Genomic DNA, 19,305 nt, shown 5'->3' with positions numbered 1-19,305 from the left:
AATGGCGGCACCCCGCACGAGGGCGCCGCCATTTCGAGCGCTCGACGGCCGCAGGGATGCCACCCTTCCGGCGGCGCGGCACTCACCCGAAGGCCGGGACCCGCGCCGCCCGGGAAGGCAACTATCCCGACCGTGGTCCGGTCAGCCGGACGAGCAGAGGAAGGAAGCCTTCCCTGTCACCCCCTTGCCCGCCTCAGTCGCTCAGCAAGCGGAATCTGATCGGGCGGCCTCAAGATGAACTTGTCCTTCTGCTCGTCGAAGCAGTCCAGATGGCCACTGATTCGATCACCAACGTGGTAATCGTCCCCATCGTCGACGTACAGGGCGTCAACGAGGCCGACACGGGACAGTCCCAGGTCCACGATCACTCCCCAGCGAAAGTTCCCGGTGCCGCTGTTCCGGGTGGAGGGCCGTGTGGACCCGCGCGTCCTGACCGACGCCGATACGGGAGCTGGAGCGGCACCCGGAGAAACAGGTGTCCCGGGGCCTGTTGCGACCGGGCCCGGTGGGATCAGACACAGGTGCGAGGTCTGTGGAACGGGACTGCCGCCCTGGGACCGGCGGCCGTGCGCAGGCCGACTTCCACCAGGGTCCAGCCGAGGCGGGTCGGAAGGGCTGGAGGCGCCGAGCCGGCCCGGCTGCCACGGCGAGGCGGTACGCGTCGGCTTCGGCACGGAGTTCGGCGGCGCGGAGGTGGTGCAGGGCGAGGCGGGTCTCGGGATGCATCGGGCCGTGGCCTTTCAGTCCGTGGTGAGAGGGAAGGCGCGGGCGCGGATGCGTACTTGGGCGGTGTCGGCGTCGGCGTCGTCTGCGGCCCGGTCGCGGTAGGTTCCGACGAGGGCGTGCATCTTCTCGAGGAGATCCCGGGTCGGTTCGGGCGTCAGGCGCGGCGTCGCGCTGCTCATGTCCCAGGTGCGGTTCCGCTCCTCCGGCCAGGCCGGGCGGTCGTCCAGCCAGGTCGACAGGCCCCGGGCCTGGCTGGACGCGACCTCGTGGAGGTACAGGTCGGCAGCCCCGCGTACGTCCGGGTGGGCGTCGGTGAGCAGCGCGTCGTCGAAACGCAGACCCTTGTGGACCGCCTTCCACCACCGTTCCCTGCCCTTGCCGTGCTCGGGAGCGTCCTCGGTGAAGCCGTGCGTGGCGAGCCGGCGCAGGTGGTAGCTGGTCGCGCCGCTCGACTCGCCCGGCTTCGCGTCGAGCTGGGACGCGGTGGCCGGGCCGCCGTGACGCAGGGCGTCCAGCAGTCGCATGCGCAGCGGGTGTGCGAGTCCGTTTAGCGAGCGGGCGTCGAGGCTGCGGACCGGCGGGCCCTGCGGTTCCCGGGACTCGTTCATGTCCACGAGGACAGCGTCGCAAAGGAGTACTTGCAAGTATTTCTTCGCAACTCGTTCGACGGCAGGAGAACGGCGGCGCCCCCGCACGGGTGCCGCCGTTCTCCTTGTGATCCGGAGCCGTTGCCGATCGGTGAGGGTGATCGGGTGACAGGCGACGACTCCGGGGCTGGTGGGTCGGGTCCGCTTCGCCCCGGAGGGGTCAGCGGTGGTCGCTGCCCTTCGAGGTGACCGCCGCGCGGCCGGCCTCCAGGCGGGCGACCGGGATGCGGAACGGGGAGCAGGAGACGTAGTCCAGGCCCACCTCGTGGAAGAAGTGGACGGACTCCGGGTCGCCGCCGTGCTCGCCGCAGACGCCGAGCTTGAGGTCGGGGCGGGTGGCGCGGCCGGCCTCGGCGGCCAGCTTCACCAGGGAGCCGACGCCGTCCCGGTCGATGGTTTCGAACGGGGAGACGCCGAAGATGCCCTTCTCCAGGTAGGCCGTGAAGAAGCTGGCCTCCACGTCGTCCCGGCTGAAGCCCCACACCGTCTGGGTGAGGTCGTTCGTGCCGAAGGAGAAGAACTCGGCGGCCTCCGCGATCTGGCCGGCGGTCAGGGCGGCGCGCGGCAGCTCGATCATCGTGCCGATGGCGAGCTTCAGCCTGGTGCCGGTGGCCTCCTCGACCTCCGCGATGACCTGGTCGGCCTCCTCCCGGACGATCTCCAGCTCCTGGACCGTGCCGACCAGCGGGATCATGATCTCGGCGCGCGGGTCGCCCTTGGCCGCCCGGCGCTCGGCCGCCGCCTCGGCGATGGCCCGTACCTGCATGGTGAACAGGCCGGGGATGACCAGGCCGAGCCGCACGCCGCGCAGACCCAGCATCGGGTTCTGCTCGTGCAGCCGGTGCACGGCCTGCAGCAGGCGCAGTTCGTTCTCGTGCGGTTCCTGGCGGGACTCGGCGAGGGCCACGCGGACCGACAGTTCGGTGATGTCGGGCAGGAACTCGTGCAGCGGCGGGTCGAGGAGGCGGACGGTGACCGGGAGGCCGTCCATGCCCTCGAACAGTTCGACGAAGTCCTTCTTCTGCAGCGGCAGCAGCGCCTTGAGGGACTCCTCGCGCTCCTCCTGGGTGTCGGCCAGGATCAGCCGCTCCACCAGCTCGCGCCGGTCACCGAGGAACATGTGCTCGGTGCGGCACAGGCCGATGCCCTGGGCGCCGAAGCGGCGGGCGCGCAGCGCGTCCTCGGCGTTGTCGGCGTTGGCGCGCACGCGCAGCCGGCGCTTGCGGTCGGCGAAGGCCATCATCCGGTGGACGGCCTCGACGAGCTCGTCGGCGTCGTCGGCGCCCGGGTGCATGCGGCCCTCGAAGTACTCCACGACCGGCGACGGCACGACCGGGACCTCGCCGAGGTAGACCTTGCCGGTCGAGCCGTCGATGGAGATCAGGTCGCCCTCCTCGACGACGTGCCCGCCGGGGACGGTCATCCGGCGGCGCTTGGTGTCGACCTCGAGCTCCTCGGCGCCGCAGACACAGGTCTTGCCCATACCGCGCGCGACGACGGCGGCGTGCGAGGTCTTGCCGCCGCGGGAGGTGAGGATGCCCTCGGCGGCGATCATGCCGTCCAGGTCGTCGGGGTTGGTCTCGCGGCGGACCAGGATGACCTTCTCGCCGGAGCGGGACCACTTGACGGCGGTGTACGAGTCGAAGACCGCCTTGCCGACCGCGGCGCCCGGCGAGGCCGCGATGCCGCGTCCGACCTTCTCGACCTTCGTGTCCTCGTCGAAGCGCGGGAACATCAGCTGGGCGAGCTGTGCGCCGGTGACGCGGATGAGCGCCTCGGCCTCGTCGATCAGTCCCTGGTCGACGAGCTGGGTGGCGATGCGGAAGGCCGCGCCCGCGGTGCGCTTGCCGACGCGGGTCTGGAGCATCCACAGCTGGCCGCGCTCGATGGTGAACTCGATGTCGCAGAGGTCCTTGTAGTGGTTCTCCAGCGTCTCCATGATCCGCATCAGCTGGTCGTACGACTTCTTGTCGATCCGCTCCAGCTCCGCGAGCGGCACGGTGTTGCGGATGCCCGCGACCACGTCCTCGCCCTGGGCGTTCTGCAGGTAGTCGCCGTAGACGCCCTGGTGGCCGGAGGCGGGGTCGCGGGTGAAGGCGACGCCGGTGCCCGAATCGGGGCCGAGGTTGCCGAAGACCATGGAGCAGACGTTGACGGCGGTGCCCAGGTCGTGCGGGATGCGCTCCTGGCGGCGGTAGAGCTTGGCCCGGTCGGTGTTCCAGGAGTCGAAGACCGCGTGGATGGCGAGGTCCATCTGCTCGCGCGGGTCCTGCGGGAAGTCCCGGCCGGCCTCGGTCCTGACGATCTTCTTGAACCTGGTGACCAGCTTCCTGAGGTCGGCGGCCTCCAGCTCGGTGTCGACCTCGACCTTCTTGGCGGCCTTCGCCGCCTCCAGCGCGTCCTCGAACAGCTCACCGTCGACGCCGAGGACGGTCTTGCCGAACATCTGGATGAGGCGCCGGTAGGAGTCCCAGGCGAAGCGGTCGTCGCCGGCCTGCTTGGCGAGCCCCTGCACGGACTTGTCGGACAGGCCGATGTTCAGGACGGTGTCCATCATGCCCGGCATGGAGAACTTGGCTCCGGAGCGGACCGACACGAGCAGGGGGTCGTCGCTCCGGCCGAGCTTCTTGCCCATCGCCGCTTCGAGGGCGTCGAGGTGCGCACTCACCTCGTCACGCAGCGCCGCCGGCTCCACGCCGCTCTCCAGGTAGACCTTGCAGGCCTCCGTGGTGATGGTGAATCCGGGAGGGACGGGAAGACCCAGATTGGTCATCTCGGCGAGGTTCGCGCCCTTGCCGCCGAGCAGGTCCTTGAGGTCCCTGTTGCCCTCGGTGAAGTCGTAGACGAACTTCACGCCCTCAACGCTGTGACCCTGCTGGCCTACGTGGGGATCTTTGTTTTCCGACACGGGTCTCGACTCCTCGAGGACGCGGTGGCTGCCCTGACGGGCAGGAACATACCCAGATCAAAGGCATCTGGGTACGTCCACACGTGCGTCATACGCCTGCGACCACTCTGCCGCCACGGGATCGAAAGTCAAGGCGGGGCAAGCTCCCGCAGCCGCATGTGTTCACCTCTTGAACACGCCGACTCCGAACGAGGCGCCCCAGGCGCTCATGTGAGCGACAATCGGCACGTCTGATTTCGCTCGATGAACGATCAAGAGGTGGCACCGAGTGCCACCCTTTGAGAAGTGCAGCCATCCATAATTCGCTCATCTGAGCGCAACCCATATCAGGGGTGGCGAGAATCACGCTGTCACAGTCACCGGGATTCCACCCCGCGGACGTACCCCGTACGCCTCCCCCGGTGGCCGCCCGGGCGGCCGTGCAGGCGTCTCACCGGGGCTCCACGGACGGCGTGCCCGGCCTCCGCGCCCGGTGTGCCGAACGTACCTCCCGCCGCGCTGAACACGCCGGCCGGTGCGCCCGTACGGAACTACGGCGGATCCGGACCCCCCCATGCCGGGTCCGCCACCTCACCGGGTTTTGCACGGAAGGACCTCCGGGTGCCTGTCTTCACACGCCTGCGCCGACCGACACGGACGACCGAGGAGAACCGACAGGAGGAAGAACGCCCGCACCCGGCGGAAGAGACAGCGGAGGCAGAAGAGACGGAGGGCACGGAAGGCACGGAAAGCACGGAAGGCACGGAAGGCACGGAAAGCGCGGAAGGCACGGGGGGACAGCGGGGGGAAGCGGCCTCGAGGAAGCTCACCCGCCCCGCCCCGCGCGCCCTGCACGCCCTCCGCTCCCGCTGCGCCCGCCTGCGCGCGCGGCACCCCCGTGCCGCGCGCGCCGCCCGCTGGACCCTGCACGGACTCGCCGCCGCGCTGATCGTCGGCGCGCTCCTGCTGCCGAACACCGCCGGTGCCCTGCGGCCCAGCCGGTTCACCCGGATTCCGGCCGAGGCGATCGTCGGGGCCGTACTGCTGCTCGCCCTGCCGCGCCGGCCGCGGATCGTCGCGGCCTCGCTGTACGGGGTCGGCATCGCCGTGCTGACCGTGCTGAACCTGCTGGACATCGGGTTCAACGAGTACCTGGGCCGGGGCTTCAACGTGGTGCTCGACTGGGGGCTGCTGGACGACGCGGAGCACTACGTGGAGGACTCGATGGGCGGTGCCACCGCCACGGCCGCCGCCGTCGGCGCGGTCGTCCTGGTCCTGCTCCTGGTGGTCGTGATGGCGCTCGCCGCGGTCCGGCTGAGCGGCCTGCTGGCCCGGCACCGTACGCGGGCCACCCGGGGCGCGCTGATCGCGGGCACGGTGTGGATCACCTGTACCGCCCTCGGCCTGCAGGTGTCCGGCGTGCCGGTCGCCTCCGACCGGGCCGCGGCCGCGCTGAAGGTGCAGGGCAAGCGGGTGCGGGACACGCTGCGCGACGAGGCGGCGTTCGAGAAGGTGGCACGCTCGGACCCCTTCGCGGACACGCCCTCCGACCAGCTCCTGCCCGGCCTGCGCGGCAAGGACGTCGTCATCGCGTTCATCGAGAGCTACGGCCGGACCGCCCTGGAGGACCCGGTGACCGCCCCCGGCGTCACCGGCACTCTGGACGCCGGCACCGAGTCGCTCGCGAAGGCGGGGTTCGAGGCGCGCAGCGGCTGGCTGACGTCGTCGACGTTCGGCGGCAGCAGCTGGCTGGGCCACTCGACGGTGCTGTCCGGCCTGTGGATCGACAACCAGCAGCGCTACCGCACCGCCGCCGCGAGCGACCGCCTCACCCTCACCAGCGCGTTCGGCAGGTCCGGCGCCTGGGACACCGTCGGCATCGTGCCGGGCGTCCAGAAGGGCTGGCCCGAGGCGAAGTGGTTCGGCCTCGACAAGGTCTACAACGCCTTCCGGCTGGGCTACCAGGGCCCGAAGTTCAGCTGGTCGACGATGCCCGACCAGTACACGCTCGAGGCGTTCCAGCGTCTGGAGCACGGCAGGGAACGCGAGGAGGGCAAGAACCTGATGGCGGAGGTCATCCTGACCTCCAGCCATCAGCCCTGGGCGCCCCTGCCCGAGATGGTCGGCTGGGACGAACTCGGCGACGGCTCCGTCTTCGGGCCCATCCAGAAGGCGGGGAAGGACCCCGGCAGCCTCATGACGGACGCCACCAGGTCCCGTCGGGAGTACGGCAGGTCGGTCGAGTACTCGGTGACCGCCCTCACCCAGTGGCTGGAGCGCTACGGCACCGACGACACCGTCCTCGTCTTCCTCGGCGACCACCAGCCCATCGCCCGGGTCAGCGGTCCGAGGGCGAGCCGGGACGTGCCGGTGACGATCGTCGCCAAGGACCCGAAGGCGCTGGACGACATCGCCGACTGGAACTGGACCGAGGGGCTGAGGCCGGACCAGGACGCGCCCGTGTGGCGGATGGACGCGTTCCGCGATCGCTTCCTGGAGGCCTACGGCTCCGTCCCGCACCCCGCGAAGGGCTGATCCGCCGGCACCAGCCGCCCGGCTCGGCCCGGCTCAGCCGCCCGACGTCTCCAGTTCGGCGTCCTCGCCGACGGCCGCGCACCCGTACGGGTCCTTCAGCCAGCCGTCCGGCAGCGCCACCCGGTTGTTGCCGGACGTACGGCCGCGGGGGCCGTCCGCGCCGGCCGGCCAGGGCTGGTCCAGGTCCAGCTCGTCCAGCCCGGCCCGCAGGGTCTCCGGGGAGGACGTGACCGCGAGCCGTTTACGCATCTCGGAGCCGACCGCGAAGCCCTTCAGATACCAGGCGACGTGCTTGCGGAAGTCGATCACCCCGCGGGCCTCGTCACCGATCCACTCGCCCAGCAGGGTGGCGTGGCGGACCATGACGTCGGCGACCTCGCGCAGCGTGGGCCGGTACAGGTCGTCCCGCCCCTCGAAGGACGCGACCAGGTCGGCGAACAGCCACGGCCGCCCCAGGCAGCCGCGTCCCACCACGACCCCGTCGCAGCCGGTCTCGCGGACCATCCGCAGGGCGTCGTCGGCGGACCAGATGTCGCCGTTGCCGAGCACGGGGATCTCCGGCACGTGCTCCTTGAGCCGGGCGATGGCGTCCCAGTCGGCGATGCCGCCGTAGTGCTGGGCGGTGGTGCGGCCGTGCAGGGCGACGGCGCTCACGCCCTCCTCGACGGCGATGCGGCCGGCGTCCAGGTAGGTCAGGTGGTCGTCGTCGATGCCCTTGCGCATCTTGATCGTGACCGGCAGGTCCCCGGCGCCGGCGACCGCCTCGCGCAGGATGGAGCGCAGCAGGTTCCGCTTGTAGGGCAGGGCCGAACCGCCGCCCTTGCGGGTCACCTTCGGTACCGGGCAGCCGAAGTTGAGGTCGATGTGGTCGGCGAGGTCCTCCTCGACGATCATACGGACGGCCTTGCCGACGGTCACCGGGTCGACGCCGTACAGCTGGATCGAGCGCGGCGTCTCGCTCGCGTCGAACGTGATCAGCTGCATGGTCTTCTCGTTGCGTTCGACCAGCGCCCGGGTGGTGATCATCTCGCTGACGAACAGCCCCTTGCCGCCGCTGAACTCCCTGCAGAGGGTGCGGAAGGGCGCGTTGGTGATCCCTGCCATGGGGGCCAGCACGACGGGCGGCCGGACCGCGTACGGGCCGATCGCCAGGTCGCGCGCGTCCGGGGCCGGGTTCAGGGTGGAGGGGGGCGTGGGCATTCCCCCATTGTCCCGCATGCCGAGCACTGCCCGGGGAGCGCCCGGGCGACACCACGCAACAGCCATTGGTCAGTCGAACTATCGAATCGCGCTACGGTGACGGCCACGCCCGAGCCCGATCCGCGCCGACGTCTTCTCGTCCTGGCGATCTGCTGCATGGGCCTGCCCCTCGTGAGCCTGGACAACACGCTCGTGAACGTCGCCCCGCCCTCGCTCCGGAGAGACCTGGACGCCGACACCTCGGGTCTGCGGTGGACCATCGACGCGTACACGCTCGTCCCGGCGTCCCTGCTGCTGCTCGCCGGCTCCACGGCGGACCGGGTCGGCCGCAGACAGGTCTCCCCCGCGGGCCGGACCTCCACCGGATTCACCTGCGCCGAGCCCCCGTTGATGTTGCTCTTGCTGCACACTCTGCGTCATGCCCCAGATCGACACGAGCAAGGTCAGCCGCTGGGACCAGCACGGGCGGGAACACGTCGTACGGGTCCGGCGCACCGGTGTGCAGCGCACGATCAGCTGCGGGACCTGCGACTGGCGCAGACGCGCCCAGTTCCTGCCCTGGCTGAAGGCGGAGGAACATCTGGCCCAGGCCCACCAGGCGACGGTGGACCCCGCGGGAACGTGAACCGCCCCGGGCGGCGCGGGAAGCGCCGCCCGGGGCGGTTCACGGGAGCCGACGGCTCAAGGGGGTTGCGGCGTCAGCAGCCGACCAGGCGGCTCGCCAGGTAGCCCTCGATCTGGTCGAGGGAGATCCGCTCCTGCTTCATGGTGTCGCGCTCGCGCACCGTCACCGCGTTGTCCTCGAGCGTGTCGAAGTCGACCGTGACGCAGAACGGCGTACCGATCTCGTCCTGGCGGCGGTAGCGGCGGCCGATGGCGCCGGCGTCGTCGAACTCGATGTTCCAGTTCTGCCGCAGCGCCTGGGCGAGGCCCTTGGCCTTCGGCGACAGCTCCGGGTTGCGGGAGAGCGGAAGCACCGCGACCTTCACCGGAGCCAGGCGCGGGTCGAGGCGCAGCACGGTGCGCTTCTCCAGCTTGCCCTTGGCGTTGGGCGCCTCGTCCTCGATGTACGCGTCGAGCAGGAAGGCGAGCATCGCCCGGCCGACACCGGCCGCCGGCTCGATGACGTACGGCGTCCAGCGCTCGCCGGCCTCCTGGTCGAAGTAGGAGAGGTCCTGGCCGGAGGCCTTGGAGTGGGCGCCGAGGTCGTAGTCGGTGCGGTTGGCGACGCCCTCGAGCTCACCCCACTCGCTGCCGCCGAACTGGAAGCGGTACTCGATGTCGGCGGTGCGCTTGGAGTAGTGGGAGAGCTTCTCCTTCGGGTGCTCGTACCACCGCATGTTCTCCTCGCGCATGCCGAGGCCGGTGTACCAGTTCCAGCGCTGCTGCATCCAGTACTCCTGCCACGTCTCGTCCTCGCCCGGCTTGACGAAGAACTCCATCTCCATCTGCTCGAACTCGCGGGTCCGGAAGATGAAGTTGCCGGGCGTGATCTCGTTGCGGAAGGACTTGCCCGTCTGGGCGATGCCGAAGGGCGGCTTGCGACGCGAAGTGGTCTGCACCTGGCCGAAGTTGGTGAAGATGCCCTGGGCGGTCTCGGGGCGCAGGTAGGCGACGGAGCCGGAGTCCTGCGTGGGGCCGAGGTGGGTGGAGAGCAGGCCCGAGAACTGCTTGGGCTCGGTGAACTGGCCCTTGTTGCCGCAGTTGGGGCAGTTGATGTCGGCGAGGCCGTTCTCCGGGGCGCGGCCCTTCTTCTCCTCGTACGCCTCTTCCAGGTGGTCCGCGCGGAACCGCTTGTGACAGGCGGTGCATTCGGTGAGCGGGTCCGAGAAGGTAGCGACGTGACCGGAGGCGACCCACACCTCGGGGGCCAGGATCACCGACGAGTCGATACCCACGACGTCCTCACGGGACGTCACCATGTAGCGCCACCACTGGCGCTTGAGGTTCTCCTTGAGCTCGACACCCAACGGCCCGTAGTCCCAGGCGGCACGCTGACCGCCGTAGATCTCACTGCAGGGGAATACGAAGCCTCGGCGCTTGCTCAGGCTGACGATGGTGTCGATCTTGTCGGCGGCCACGGTGCTCTCTTCATTACGACGACGGGCGACGAAGCGAGATTGCTTCCAGCGAAGCACTCAGGCTACCGGCGGGGCCCGCCCCCCGACCAATTCGGGGCCCTGCTCACTGTGCTCAGCGCCTCCCGTCCCGTTTGTTGACAACGGTTTCCATCTTTGTTGAAAATGGGAGTCATGAACGTACGACGACGCCTCATACCCGCGGCAGCGGCGACCGCGGTCAGCGCGCTCGCCCTGGGCACGCTGACCGCCTGCTCCTCCGACAGCACCGCCGCCGCCGGCAACGCCGGGAAGTTCGACGTCGTCGCCTCCTTCTACCCGATGGCGTTCCTCGCCGAGCAGATCGGCGGCGGCCATGTGAACGTCACGAGCCTGACCCAGCCCGGCCAGGAGCCGCACGACCTGGAGATCAGCGCCAAGCAGACCGCGCAGCTCGAGGAGTCCGACGCGGCGCTCTACCTCAAGGGCCTGCAGCCCACCGTCGACGAGGCCATCGGCCAGTCCGGGGTGAAGACGAAGATCGACGCGGCCACCCTGACCACCCTGGAGACGCACGGCACCGAGGCCGGCGCCCACGAGGACGAGCACGGTCACGAGGACGAGCACGGTCACGAGGACGAGCACACGGACGAGGGCGAGGGCGAGGGCGAGGACCACGCCCATGAGGGCGAGGACGAAGGCCACAGCCACGAGACCGAGGGCGGCGGGGACCCCCACGTCTGGCTCGACCCGGTCAAGTACGCCGAGGTCGCCGAGGGCGTCGGCAAGGCCTTCGAGAAGGCCGACCCCGATCACGCCGCCGACTACAGGAAGAACACCGAGGCCCTGGTCGGCAAGCTGAACGAGCTGGACACCACGTTCGAGACGGGCCTGGAGAACCGCGAGTCCGACGTCTTCATCACCACCCACTCCGCCTTCGGCTACCTCGCCGAGCGCTACGGCCTGACCCAGGAGGCCATCAACGGCCTCAGCCCCGAGGCCGAGCCCAGCGCCGCCCGCGTGAAGGAACTCTCCGAGACGGCCAAGGCCGACGGCGTGACCACCGTGTTCTACGAGACACTGGTGAGCGACGACACCGCGAAGACCGTCGCGGGCGACGCCGGACTGAGGACGGACGTCCTCGACCCGCTCGAGGGCATCACCGACACCTCCCGCGGAGACGACTACTTCGAGGTCATGGAGTCCAACCTGAAGGCCCTGCGGACGGCTCTGGGAGCCACATGACCGGCCGCCCGGCCGCGTACCACCGACCGACCCACCTGAGGGCGGCAGCATGACGACGAAAACCGACCCCGTCATATCCCTGCGGGGCGTCCACGCCGAGCTGGGCTCGCGTCCCGTCCTCCGCGGCATCGACCTCACCGTGCACCGCGGTGAGGTCGTCGCCCTGCTCGGCGCGAACGGCTCCGGCAAGTCGACGGCCGTGCGCAGCGTCATCGGCCAGGTACCGGTCGCCGCCGGCGCGATCGAGCTGTTCGGCACCCCGCGGCGCCGCTTCCGCGACTGGGCGCGGGTGGGGTACGTCCCGCAACGCACCACGGCCGCGGGCGGCGTACCCGCCACGCTGACCGAAGTGGTCTCCTCCGGCCGGCTCTCCCGCACCCGCTTCGGCGTGTTCCGCAGGACCGACCGCGAGGCCGTACGGCACGCGCTGGAGCTGGTCGGCATGGCGGACCGGGCGAAGGACTCCGTGGACGCGCTCTCCGGCGGCCAGCACCAGCGGGTGCTGATCGCCCGCGCGCTCGCCGCCGAACCCGAGCTGCTGATCCTGGACGAGCCGATGGCGGGCGTCGACCTGGCCAGCCAGGAGGTGCTCGCGACGATCCTGCGCCACCAGGTCGCCCAGGGTGCCACCGTCCTGCTGGTCCTGCACGAGCTGGGCCCGCTGGAACCCTTGATCGACCGGGCGGTCGTCCTGCGCGACGGCTGCGTGACGCACGACGGCCCGCCCCCGAAGGCGGTCGGCCAGCACGCCCTGCCCGGCCACGACCACGTACACCCGCACGCGCCGGCGGGTGCCGAACCGATCCGCACGGGACTGCTGAGCTGATTGCTGATGGACCTCCTGAACTACGCCTTCATGCAGCGGGCGCTGCTGGCGGCCGTCCTGGTCGGCATCACCGCCCCCGCGGTCGGCATCTACCTCGTCCAGCGCCGCCAGGCCCTCATGGGCGACGGCATCGGGCACGTCGCGATGACCGGCGTCGGCCTCGGCTTCCTGCTCTCCTGGTCGCCGGTGTGGATGGCGACCCTGGTCTCCGTCGTCGGCGCCGTCCTGATGGAACTGATCCGCTGGTACGGCAAGGCCCGCGGTGACATCGCCCTCGCGATGCTGTTCTACGGCGGTATGGCGGGCGGCGTGATGTTCATCAACCTCGCCCCGGGCGGCTCCAACGCGAACCTCACCTCGTACCTGTTCGGCTCCCTGTCGACGGTCTCCGAGTCCGACGTGACGGCGATCTGTCTCCTGGCCGCGTTCGTGGTCCTGGTCACCCTCGGCCTGCGCCGCCAGCTGTTCGCGGTCAGCCAGGACGAGGAGTTCGCGCGGGTCACGGGTCTGCCGGTGCGGTTCTTGAACCTGCTCACCGCGATCACGGCGGCGGTCACCGTCACCGTCGCGATGCGCGTGGTCGGCCTGCTCCTGGTGAGCGCGCTCATGGTGGTGCCCGTCGCCGCCGCCCAGGCGCTCAGCCGCAGCTTCGCCGCCACCTTCGCCATCGCCGTCGCGATCGGCGTGAGCGTGACTATCGGCGGCACGGTCACCTCGTACTACCAGGACGTGCCGCCCGGAGCGACGATCGTGCTGCTGACGATCGCCGCGTTCATGGTGCTGACCGTGCTGGCCACACCGCTGGCCCGTCGCCGCGCCCGTGCTCTGGCCGCCGCGCGGCCCACCCCGGACCCCGCGGAGTGCGCCGTTCCGGCCGGCCGGAAGCCGTCCGGCGGGGTCGGCGTCTGACCCGTCTCCGCCCGGCCTGGCACAATGACCGCGGCAGGGCAGAGGCAGACGTGAGGAGGAAACCGGTGACCACCGCTGGACCGCCCGTGAAGGGCCGCGCCACCAGGCAGCGGGCCGCTGTGTCGGCTGCGCTCCAGGACGTCGACGAGTTCCGCAGCGCACAGGAACTGCACGACATGCTCAGGCACAAGGGCGACTCGGTCGGGCTCACCACGGTCTACCGCACCCTGCAGTCCCTCGCCGACGCCGGCGAGGTGGATGTACTGCGCACCGCCGACGGCGAGTCCGTCTACCGCCGCTGCTCCACCGGGGACCATCACCACCACCTGGTCTGCCGCAGCTGCGGCAAGGCGGTCGAGGTCGAGGGCCCGGCCGTGGAGACCTGGGCGGAGGCCATCGCCGCCGAGCACGGCTACGTCAACGTGGCCCACACCGTGGAGATCTTCGGTACGTGCGCGGAGTGCGCGGCGGCATCGAGCGGCACCTGAGACCCAGGACACGGGAAGGGGCGCGGAGGTGATCTCCGCGCCCCTTCGCCGTACCCACGCCTTCCCCTACTGCTCCTGCCTGCCCTCCATGGCGAGCAGCTCCTCGTTCGGGATCGCCCCGCCGAAGCGGCGGTCGCGGGAGGCGAATTCCAGACACGCGCGCCACAGGTCCCGGCGGTCGAAGTCCGGCCACAGGACGTCCTGGAAGACCATCTCGGCGTAGGCGCTCTGCCACAGCAGGTAGTTGGACGTACGCTGCTCACCGCTCGGCCGCAGGAACAGGTCCACGTCCGGCATGTCCGGGTAGTACATGTAGCTCTGCAGCGTCTTCTCGTTGACCTTCGCCGGGTCGAGACGTCCCGCCTTCACGTCCTCGGCCAGCGCCTGCGCCGCATCGGCGATCTCCGCCCGCCCGCCGTAGTTCATGCAGAAGTACAGCGTCAGCCGGTCGTTGCCCTTGGTCTGCTCCTGCGCGATCTGGAGTTCCCTGGCGACCGACTTCCACAGCTTGGGCATCCGGCCCACCCAGCGCACCCGCACACCCAGCTCGTCGAGCTCGTCACGGGACGTGCGGATGAAGTCGCGGTTGAAGTTCATCAGGAAGCGCACCTCGTCCGGCGAGCGCTTCCAGTTCTCGGTGGAGAAGGCGTACAGCGAGATCGCGCCGACGCCCATCTCGATCCCGCCCTGGAGCACGTCCAGCACCCGCTCGGCGCCGACCTTGTGCCCCTCGGTGCGCGGCAGGCCCCGTTCCTTGGCCCAGCGGCCGTTGCCGTCCATCACGATCGCCACGTGCTTGGGGACCAGCTCGCCCGGGAACCTCGGGGGCCGCGCGCCGGAGGGGTGTGGTTCCGGCGTCCTGTACTCCCGGCGCTGACGCCCCAGGAACCCGCGTACGGCCATGTGCTTCTCGTCTCCTCGTACTGACGTGTCGTGCTTACTTCTCGACGTACCGCAGGGAGCGCAGCCCGCGCTCCAGGTGCCAGTGAAGGTACGCGGACACCAGCCCGCTTCCCTCCCGGACGTACCGCGCCTCGGACGCGTCCGCCGCCTCCCAGTCTCCCGTGAGCAGCGCGGCGAGCAGTTCCAGGGCCTGCGGCGAGGGTACGACGCTGCCGGGCACCCGGCAGTCGGCGCAGACGGAACCGCCGGAGGCGACCGAGAAGAACCGGTTCGGTCCGGGCATCCCGCACTTCGCGCAGTCGCCGAAGCTCGGGGCGTAGCCGTTGACGGCGAGGGAGCGCAGCAGGAACGCGTCGAGGACGAGATGCGGTGCGTGCTCGCCGCGGGCGAGGGTCCGCAGGGCACCGACGAGGAGCAGGTACTGCTGGACGGCCGGCTCGCCCTCGTGGTCGGTGAACCGCTCGGCGGTCTCCAGCATCGCCGTTCCGGCGGTGTAGCGGGCGTAGTCGGTGACGATCCCGCCGCCGTACGGCGCGATGGTCTCGCTCTGCGTGCACAGCGGGAGGCCGCGCCCGACCAGCTCACTGCCCTTGGAGAAGAACTGCACGTCCACGTGCGAGAACGGTTCGAGGCGTGCGCCGAACTTGGATTTCGTCCGGCGCACGCCCCTCGCCACGGCGCGTACACGTCCGTGACCGCGGGTGAGCAGCGTGATGATCCGGTCCGCTTCACCCAGTTTCTGGGTGCGCAGCACGATGCCGTCGTCGCGGAACAGACTCATGCGCCCATTCTCGCGCACGCGCGAAGCCGCCGGGCCCGGGGCCCGGCGTCAAGGCAGCTCCCCCCGGCTGCGCGCGTTGGCGTACGCGGTCGCCGCGCGCAGCCTCTCGGCGGGCGTCGCCTGCCGCACCGCGACCGGCTCGGCGTCCCACTCCCGGCCGCCGCCGTACGGTCTCAGCTGGATGTAGGGCCCCTCGTGTCCCATCACGATGCCGATCCGCTCGGTCCGGGTGTCCACGGCACATACACCGACCGGCGGTCTCATCGCGCCGCCACCGCCATCACGGCCGCGAGCCGCCGTGCGGTCTCCACGGAACACCGCCCCAGCTCGACGAGCGGACAGGTCGCCTCCCGCGCAAGACTCACCGGGTCCGAACCCAGTGACGGCAGAACAACTCCGGTCTTCGCGAGTAACGCCCGCAATTCTTTCACCACGTCCTCCGATTCTTCGACGCAGAGCGCCGAGTGCCGCTCCTTCACCCTGGTCTCCTTCTATTCGGCTTTCACGCTCACGTTCCTTGAGGCGCCCGGCGGAACCTACACTCGGAAGAGGCTTGTGCTCTACAAGCAAAGGGCCGCACAAAGAGGTTGGGAAAGGGATCAGCAATGGCCAATGGTTCACGCCAGGCGGCATGGGACTTCTCCGGCCCGGGGCGGAAACGGCGCCGGGAGGAGTCGGGGTTCACGCAGGCGGGGCCGGGGCGCGGGCGTTCGTTTCGGGTGGCCGCATCGGCCAATTCGAACAGGCCATTCGGAAACCTCAATTGGACGTGACCCAGCGGATCGACAGCACACCGCAAACCGACGGTGTGCGGATTATTTCACCAAGGCGGCGGGGCTGGAGAAACGGGCGACGAAGATCTGCGAGTTCGCGTCGGCGCCGGCATCCGGTCTGCCGCAGACACCGGCCTGTGCGCGGGCGGTCACACCGGCGACGAGCCCGTACCGCTGCCGTCCGCCTCCTCCCCCGGGAACCCCGCGAGGGCGCCGGTGGCACACAGCCGGTCCCCGAGTGCGCCACGCTCCGAGCCCCCCTGGGCCACGCCGGCCCGGACGGCCCGGCCATCTCCCTCGCGCTGTCGCGCCTCCCGGCCGAGGACGGCCGGGACCGGGACACGTACTGCCGTCGGGCGGCGGAACGGGGTCATTCACACGGCGTGGGTGTACAACCTGTGAGGGCTCCGGGTGGTTGTGCGTCACGGATTGATTCACGCCTTGGTGGGCATACAGGTTGAAGCGTACGAATACGTGGCGGGCGTTCGTGCCGCGGGACGTCTCTGATCCCTCCTCGGTTCCTCCCAACTTCCGCTTTTCCGCTGGGCTGTTGGTCCGACCTGAGGATGACCCGGCTATGACGCCGTTGGCGTGACGTTTCGGCGGGGCTGCGCCCGTGGCGGGCTCCGGGGCGGTCTCCTGTGAGGTAGGACCGCAATTCTTTGGAGACCGACGTGACCGCCACCTCGTACGAGTACGGCCCCCACCACACCTACGTCGACCCGTACGCCTTCGACGGGAGCGGCTACGGCGACTTCCCGATCGCACCGCCGCACCCGCCGGCGCGGCTGGACATCGCCATCGATCCGCAGGACAGGCGCCGACTGGAACTCCACGCGGCCCTGACCGCCGCCGGTATCCCGCCGCTCCCCGAGGACCGCGAGGCCATCGACAGGCTCAGCGCCCTGCCCGGCAACGTCAACGACACGATCCAGCGCTGGCTGCAGCACGCCCTCTGACGCGAGGCGGGGTGGGGCGTGGGGGAGGAGGACGTGGCGTCCGTCCCGTACGGCGGCTCAGGTACGGTCGACCATCCAGGTGCCGTCCTCCTCGTCGTCGACCCGCACCTCCAGTTCACGGATACTCATCCCCGCCTCCCAGAGCTTCCAGAAACGCTTCATCTGGTCCTGGACGTGGTCCGGGTGGGCGATGAGCCGGGTTCTGACGTTGACGTCACGCAGGTCCTGCTCGATCTCGAAGGACACTTCCTCGTCGTAGACGATGAAGTCGTTGGCGTGGCCGCGCTGGATGTGCGGCGGCAGTTCGGGCAGCACCGCCACACGTACCTCGATGCCCAGCGCCTCCTGCTCGTCGCACAGCCGCAGCAGCCGGTCGTCGAGTTCGCGGGCGCTCTCCAGCAGGAACAGGCGCCGCACGGGCACCCCGTGCTCCTCGATCGCCTGCTTCTGCGCGTCGAGGTAGCGGCCCGCGGGCTCGCTGCTCCAGAACTCCCGGTCGACGGACGTACTGATGGCGCAGATGGACTGCTCCGCGACCTGGGTGAGGGTGAGCATCCAGTCGTGGTTCTCCCCGTGGCTCTCCACGTTCAGCCGGGTGAGCGCCGACATGTGCCCGATCACCCGTTGCATCTCCAGCCGGATGAACGAGTAGAGGAGCGGGGATCCGGGCGCCAGGACGTCGGCGAAGCGCTGGGCCAGTTCGGGCAGGCCGTCCATCCGGACCCGGTCCAGCGGCGGGTAGGGCTGAGAGGGCCGGTCCAGCTGGGCGAAACGGCTCTCGACCAGGTGCTTCATGTCCTCGCCGTGCCGGGCGAGACCGGCCGTCAGTTCGTCGTCGTACCGCTGGAGACCGTCCTGCACGGTGGCGGCGGTTTCGGCCAGTGCGCGCTCCGCCCGCCGCTCCCGCCCCCCGCGGGATGGGGCGAGGAGGTACTGGAGGGCCACGGCACCGCCGGCGCAGAGCGCGGCGGCGGCGAGCTGCCTGGCTGCACCGGCGTCCGGGGCGAGCAGCGCGGCGACACCCCAGGCGAGGAGGCCGAGGACCAGCCCGGCCGGCAGCCGACGCGTCCACGGGGCCGGACCGGGTGGCTCGTCCGGTGTGCTCGGTACGTCCGGCACGACCGGTGTGGCGGCCGAAGGGGATAACGCCGTGCTGCCCGGGTCGTCCGGCGGGCCCGCCTGTGCGGGGACCGCCGTGCCGGGTTCGGGCTGGGTGCCCTCGGACTCAGGTGATGGTGCCGTGCTCATCTCGCTCTTCCCCCCGTTGGGATACGCGTCGGATCGGAGTGCGGAAATGTGCGTGGGGCCGGGGCCGGCGGCTGCCCGGTGCCCGGTCAGGGCCCCCTGTCCCCCTCCCTGTGGAGGGAGGGGATCGCGTGCAGGGTCAGCTGGTCACGGATGCGCTGGACGAGAGTCTGCCACTGCCGGGAGAAGCCCGGCCGTTCCTCCAGCGCGTCCCAGAGCGGGGCCAGGTCCTGCGCCACCCGGGCCCGGGGCATCCACAGATGCAGCAGATGGTCGACGGCGGGACGCAGCGCCCGGACCACGGCGGGATGCTCCCCTCCCGCTTCCGCTCCCGGCCGCTGCCGCCGCCGGGCGGGCGGTGCCCCCGCAGCACCCGCGCCCGCCTCCAGCCGGATGCCGTCGAAAATGCGGACCACGGTGGTGAGCAGCCAGTCGTGCAGGGCGAGGTCGTCGCAGAGCCCGGCGATCCTGTCGCTGGGTGTGCCCTCGGGAACCCGGAGCCGCACGGTGCGCAACTCGTCCTCGGCGAGGGTGAACCGCTCGATCGAGTGGCCTGCGCCCGGGTCCGCGGGCAGGGCCACCCAGCGGAGCCGGGTGGGGCGGGATCTCAGGGGCGGCCGGTGGTCGAGCAGGGGGTGGCGCAGCAGCCGGGTGTGCAGTCCGTCCGCGATCAGGCCGATGTCGAGATCGCCGTGCCGCCCGCCGCTCAGCACGCCCTCGGCCACCGCCTCGTGGGGCAGCTTCCCGAACGGCTCGACCACCCCTGGCCGTACCAGGTACTGGCCCCACGGCCGCCGGTGGTCGGGGCCGCCGGCGGGCACTTCGAAGTACGCGGAGGCCTGGAGCAGACGCCCCTCGGTGAGTACGGCCCGTGCGGCGACCGTGCCGACGGCGCGGACCCGGGCGCCGTTGGCGCTGGGCAGGGGGCAGTCGACACCGGTCAGGGTGTCGGGCGAGCGCCCGTAGCGGTTGGGGCGTTCGGAGAGGAGGACGCGTTCGTCGGCGCGCAGACCGAGGAACAGGGCGGCGGCCCGGCTGTCGAGGGCCTGCAGGGCCGGCAGCAGTGAGGTGCGGACCTCGCCGCAGGCGAGCACGACACGCGGCGCGGTCGTTGCCGGCCCCAC

At 70.7% G+C, this 19,305-nt stretch carries 17 protein-coding genes and 2 pseudogenes; 9 read left to right on the top strand and 10 right to left on the bottom strand.

What is annotated here, in order from left to right; genetic code table 11:
* Positions 1-740: 740 nt before the first annotated feature.
* Positions 741-1,334, bottom strand: a complete 594-nt coding sequence (locus HUV60_RS23430) for a winged helix-turn-helix domain-containing protein (RefSeq protein WP_257850227.1) — start codon at positions 1,332-1,334, stop codon at positions 741-743.
* Positions 1,335-1,533: 199 nt separating this feature from the next.
* The gene (gene ppdK / locus HUV60_RS23425) at positions 1,534-4,281 is read right to left on the bottom strand and encodes a pyruvate, phosphate dikinase (protein WP_443047393.1); all 2,748 of its coding nucleotides are present in this window, start codon (positions 4,279-4,281) and stop codon (positions 1,534-1,536) included.
* Positions 4,282-4,881: 600 nt separating this feature from the next.
* On the opposite strand from ppdK, the gene HUV60_RS23420 reads away from it, so the two are divergent.
* The gene (locus HUV60_RS23420) at positions 4,882-6,795 is read left to right on the top strand and encodes a CDP-alcohol phosphatidyltransferase (protein ID WP_443047391.1); all 1,914 of its coding nucleotides are present in this window, start codon (positions 4,882-4,884) and stop codon (positions 6,793-6,795) included.
* 33 nt (positions 6,796-6,828) lie between these two features.
* On the opposite strand, the gene dusB is transcribed toward HUV60_RS23420, so the two are convergent.
* Complete coding sequence (gene dusB, locus HUV60_RS23415; RefSeq protein ID WP_443047390.1) at positions 6,829-8,013, bottom strand: tRNA dihydrouridine synthase DusB; 1,185 nt, start codon at positions 8,011-8,013, stop codon at positions 6,829-6,831.
* A 138-nt stretch (positions 8,014-8,151) separates the two neighbouring features.
* Here dusB and HUV60_RS23410 point away from each other — a divergent pair.
* Positions 8,152-8,346: pseudogene (locus HUV60_RS23410) on the top strand (MFS transporter); the annotation flags it as partial.
* 67 nt (positions 8,347-8,413) lie between these two features.
* Positions 8,414-8,620, top strand: coding sequence for a hypothetical protein (locus tag HUV60_RS23405; protein WP_257849191.1), 207 nt, complete (start codon positions 8,414-8,416; stop codon positions 8,618-8,620).
* A 73-nt stretch (positions 8,621-8,693) separates the two neighbouring features.
* Here the strand turns inward: HUV60_RS23405 and HUV60_RS23400 are convergent, their stop codons facing one another.
* Positions 8,694-10,076, bottom strand: a complete 1,383-nt coding sequence (locus HUV60_RS23400; RefSeq protein ID WP_257849190.1) for a glycine--tRNA ligase — start codon at positions 10,074-10,076, stop codon at positions 8,694-8,696.
* Between the two features lie 171 nt (positions 10,077-10,247).
* Between HUV60_RS23400 and HUV60_RS23395 the strand changes: the two genes are divergently transcribed.
* The 4 genes from HUV60_RS23395 to HUV60_RS23380 all read left to right on the top strand — a co-directional run bounded on the left by HUV60_RS23395 (position 10,248) and on the right by HUV60_RS23380 (position 13,520).
* On the top strand, positions 10,248-11,297 hold the full coding sequence (locus HUV60_RS23395) for a metal ABC transporter substrate-binding protein (RefSeq protein WP_257849189.1): 1,050 nt from the start codon (positions 10,248-10,250) through the stop codon (positions 11,295-11,297).
* A gap of 49 nt (positions 11,298-11,346) precedes the next feature.
* Positions 11,347-12,123 (top strand): metal ABC transporter ATP-binding protein, encoded by a 777-nt coding sequence (locus HUV60_RS23390; RefSeq protein WP_257849187.1) that lies wholly within the window; start codon positions 11,347-11,349, stop codon positions 12,121-12,123.
* Between the two features lie 6 nt (positions 12,124-12,129).
* Positions 12,130-13,032, top strand: a complete 903-nt coding sequence (locus HUV60_RS23385) for a metal ABC transporter permease (protein WP_257849186.1) — start codon at positions 12,130-12,132, stop codon at positions 13,030-13,032.
* 65 nt (positions 13,033-13,097) lie between these two features.
* Positions 13,098-13,520 carry a Fur family transcriptional regulator gene (locus HUV60_RS23380; protein WP_257849185.1) on the top strand — a complete coding sequence of 141 codons (423 nt, stop codon included), beginning with the start codon at positions 13,098-13,100 and terminating at the stop codon, positions 13,518-13,520.
* Positions 13,521-13,586: 66 nt separating this feature from the next.
* On the opposite strand, the gene HUV60_RS23375 is transcribed toward HUV60_RS23380, so the two are convergent.
* The 4 genes from HUV60_RS23375 to HUV60_RS23360 are packed head-to-tail and all read right to left on the bottom strand — an operon-like array spanning position 13,587 to position 15,683.
* Complete coding sequence (locus HUV60_RS23375) at positions 13,587-14,423, bottom strand: isoprenyl transferase (protein ID WP_257849184.1); 837 nt, start codon at positions 14,421-14,423, stop codon at positions 13,587-13,589.
* A 34-nt stretch (positions 14,424-14,457) separates the two neighbouring features.
* Entirely contained in the window at positions 14,458-15,204 is a 747-nt protein-coding gene (recO, locus tag HUV60_RS23370) for a DNA repair protein RecO (RefSeq protein ID WP_257849183.1), read from the bottom strand.
* Between the two features lie 48 nt (positions 15,205-15,252).
* Positions 15,253-15,468, bottom strand: coding sequence for a hypothetical protein (locus tag HUV60_RS23365; RefSeq protein WP_257849182.1), 216 nt, complete (start codon positions 15,466-15,468; stop codon positions 15,253-15,255).
* Complete coding sequence (locus tag HUV60_RS23360; RefSeq protein ID WP_257849181.1) at positions 15,465-15,683, bottom strand: hypothetical protein; 219 nt, start codon at positions 15,681-15,683, stop codon at positions 15,465-15,467. The genes HUV60_RS23365 and HUV60_RS23360 overlap by 4 nt, the downstream gene beginning before the upstream one ends.
* A gap of 126 nt (positions 15,684-15,809) precedes the next feature.
* On the opposite strand from HUV60_RS23360, the pseudogene HUV60_RS23355 reads away from it, so the two are divergent.
* Together HUV60_RS23355 and HUV60_RS23350 are read left to right on the top strand one after the other, a co-directional pair.
* Positions 15,810-16,149: pseudogene (locus HUV60_RS23355) on the top strand (helix-turn-helix domain-containing protein); the annotation flags it as partial.
* Between the two features lie 502 nt (positions 16,150-16,651).
* A complete protein-coding gene (locus HUV60_RS23350; protein WP_257849180.1) occupies positions 16,652-16,936 on the top strand; it encodes a hypothetical protein in 285 nt (94 codons plus the stop codon).
* A 57-nt stretch (positions 16,937-16,993) separates the two neighbouring features.
* On the opposite strand, the gene HUV60_RS23345 is transcribed toward HUV60_RS23350, so the two are convergent.
* On the bottom strand, positions 16,994-18,184 hold the full coding sequence (locus HUV60_RS23345; protein ID WP_257849179.1) for a hypothetical protein: 1,191 nt from the start codon (positions 18,182-18,184) through the stop codon (positions 16,994-16,996).
* Between the two features lie 86 nt (positions 18,185-18,270).
* Positions 18,271-19,305, bottom strand: coding sequence for an SCO2521 family protein (locus HUV60_RS23340; protein ID WP_257849178.1), 1,035 nt, complete (start codon positions 19,303-19,305; stop codon positions 18,271-18,273).

This window comes from Streptomyces sp. KMM 9044 (assembly GCF_024701375.2).
Classification (GTDB): domain Bacteria; phylum Actinomycetota; class Actinomycetes; order Streptomycetales; family Streptomycetaceae; genus Streptomyces.
The sequence above is the reverse complement of the archived record's forward strand: the minus strand, read 5'-3'. Positions and strand labels throughout refer to the sequence as shown.

What these genes read in the sequence shown, in the direction of transcription:
- recO (WP_257849183.1), bottom strand. Translation starts at nt 15,204, where the DNA reads ATGAGTCTGTTCCGCGACGACGGCATCGTGCTGCGCACCCAGAAACTG.
- HUV60_RS23430 (WP_257850227.1), bottom strand. Translation starts at nt 1,334, where the DNA reads ATGAACGAGTCCCGGGAACCGCAGGGCCCGCCGGTCCGCAGCCTCGAC.
- HUV60_RS23365 (WP_257849182.1), bottom strand. Translation starts at nt 15,468, where the DNA reads ATGAGACCGCCGGTCGGTGTATGTGCCGTGGACACCCGGACCGAGCGG.
- HUV60_RS23345 (WP_257849179.1), bottom strand. Translation starts at nt 18,184, where the DNA reads ATGAGCACGGCACCATCACCTGAGTCCGAGGGCACCCAGCCCGAACCC.
- HUV60_RS23395 (WP_257849189.1), top strand. Translation starts at nt 10,248, where the DNA reads ATGAACGTACGACGACGCCTCATACCCGCGGCAGCGGCGACCGCGGTC.
- dusB (WP_443047390.1), bottom strand. Translation starts at nt 8,013, where the DNA reads ATGCGGGACAATGGGGGAATGCCCACGCCCCCCTCCACCCTGAACCCG.
- HUV60_RS23390 (WP_257849187.1), top strand. Translation starts at nt 11,347, where the DNA reads ATGACGACGAAAACCGACCCCGTCATATCCCTGCGGGGCGTCCACGCC.
- HUV60_RS23375 (WP_257849184.1), bottom strand. Translation starts at nt 14,423, where the DNA reads ATGGCCGTACGCGGGTTCCTGGGGCGTCAGCGCCGGGAGTACAGGACG.
- HUV60_RS23385 (WP_257849186.1), top strand. Translation starts at nt 12,130, where the DNA reads ATGGACCTCCTGAACTACGCCTTCATGCAGCGGGCGCTGCTGGCGGCC.
- HUV60_RS23405 (WP_257849191.1), top strand. Translation starts at nt 8,414, where the DNA reads ATGCCCCAGATCGACACGAGCAAGGTCAGCCGCTGGGACCAGCACGGG.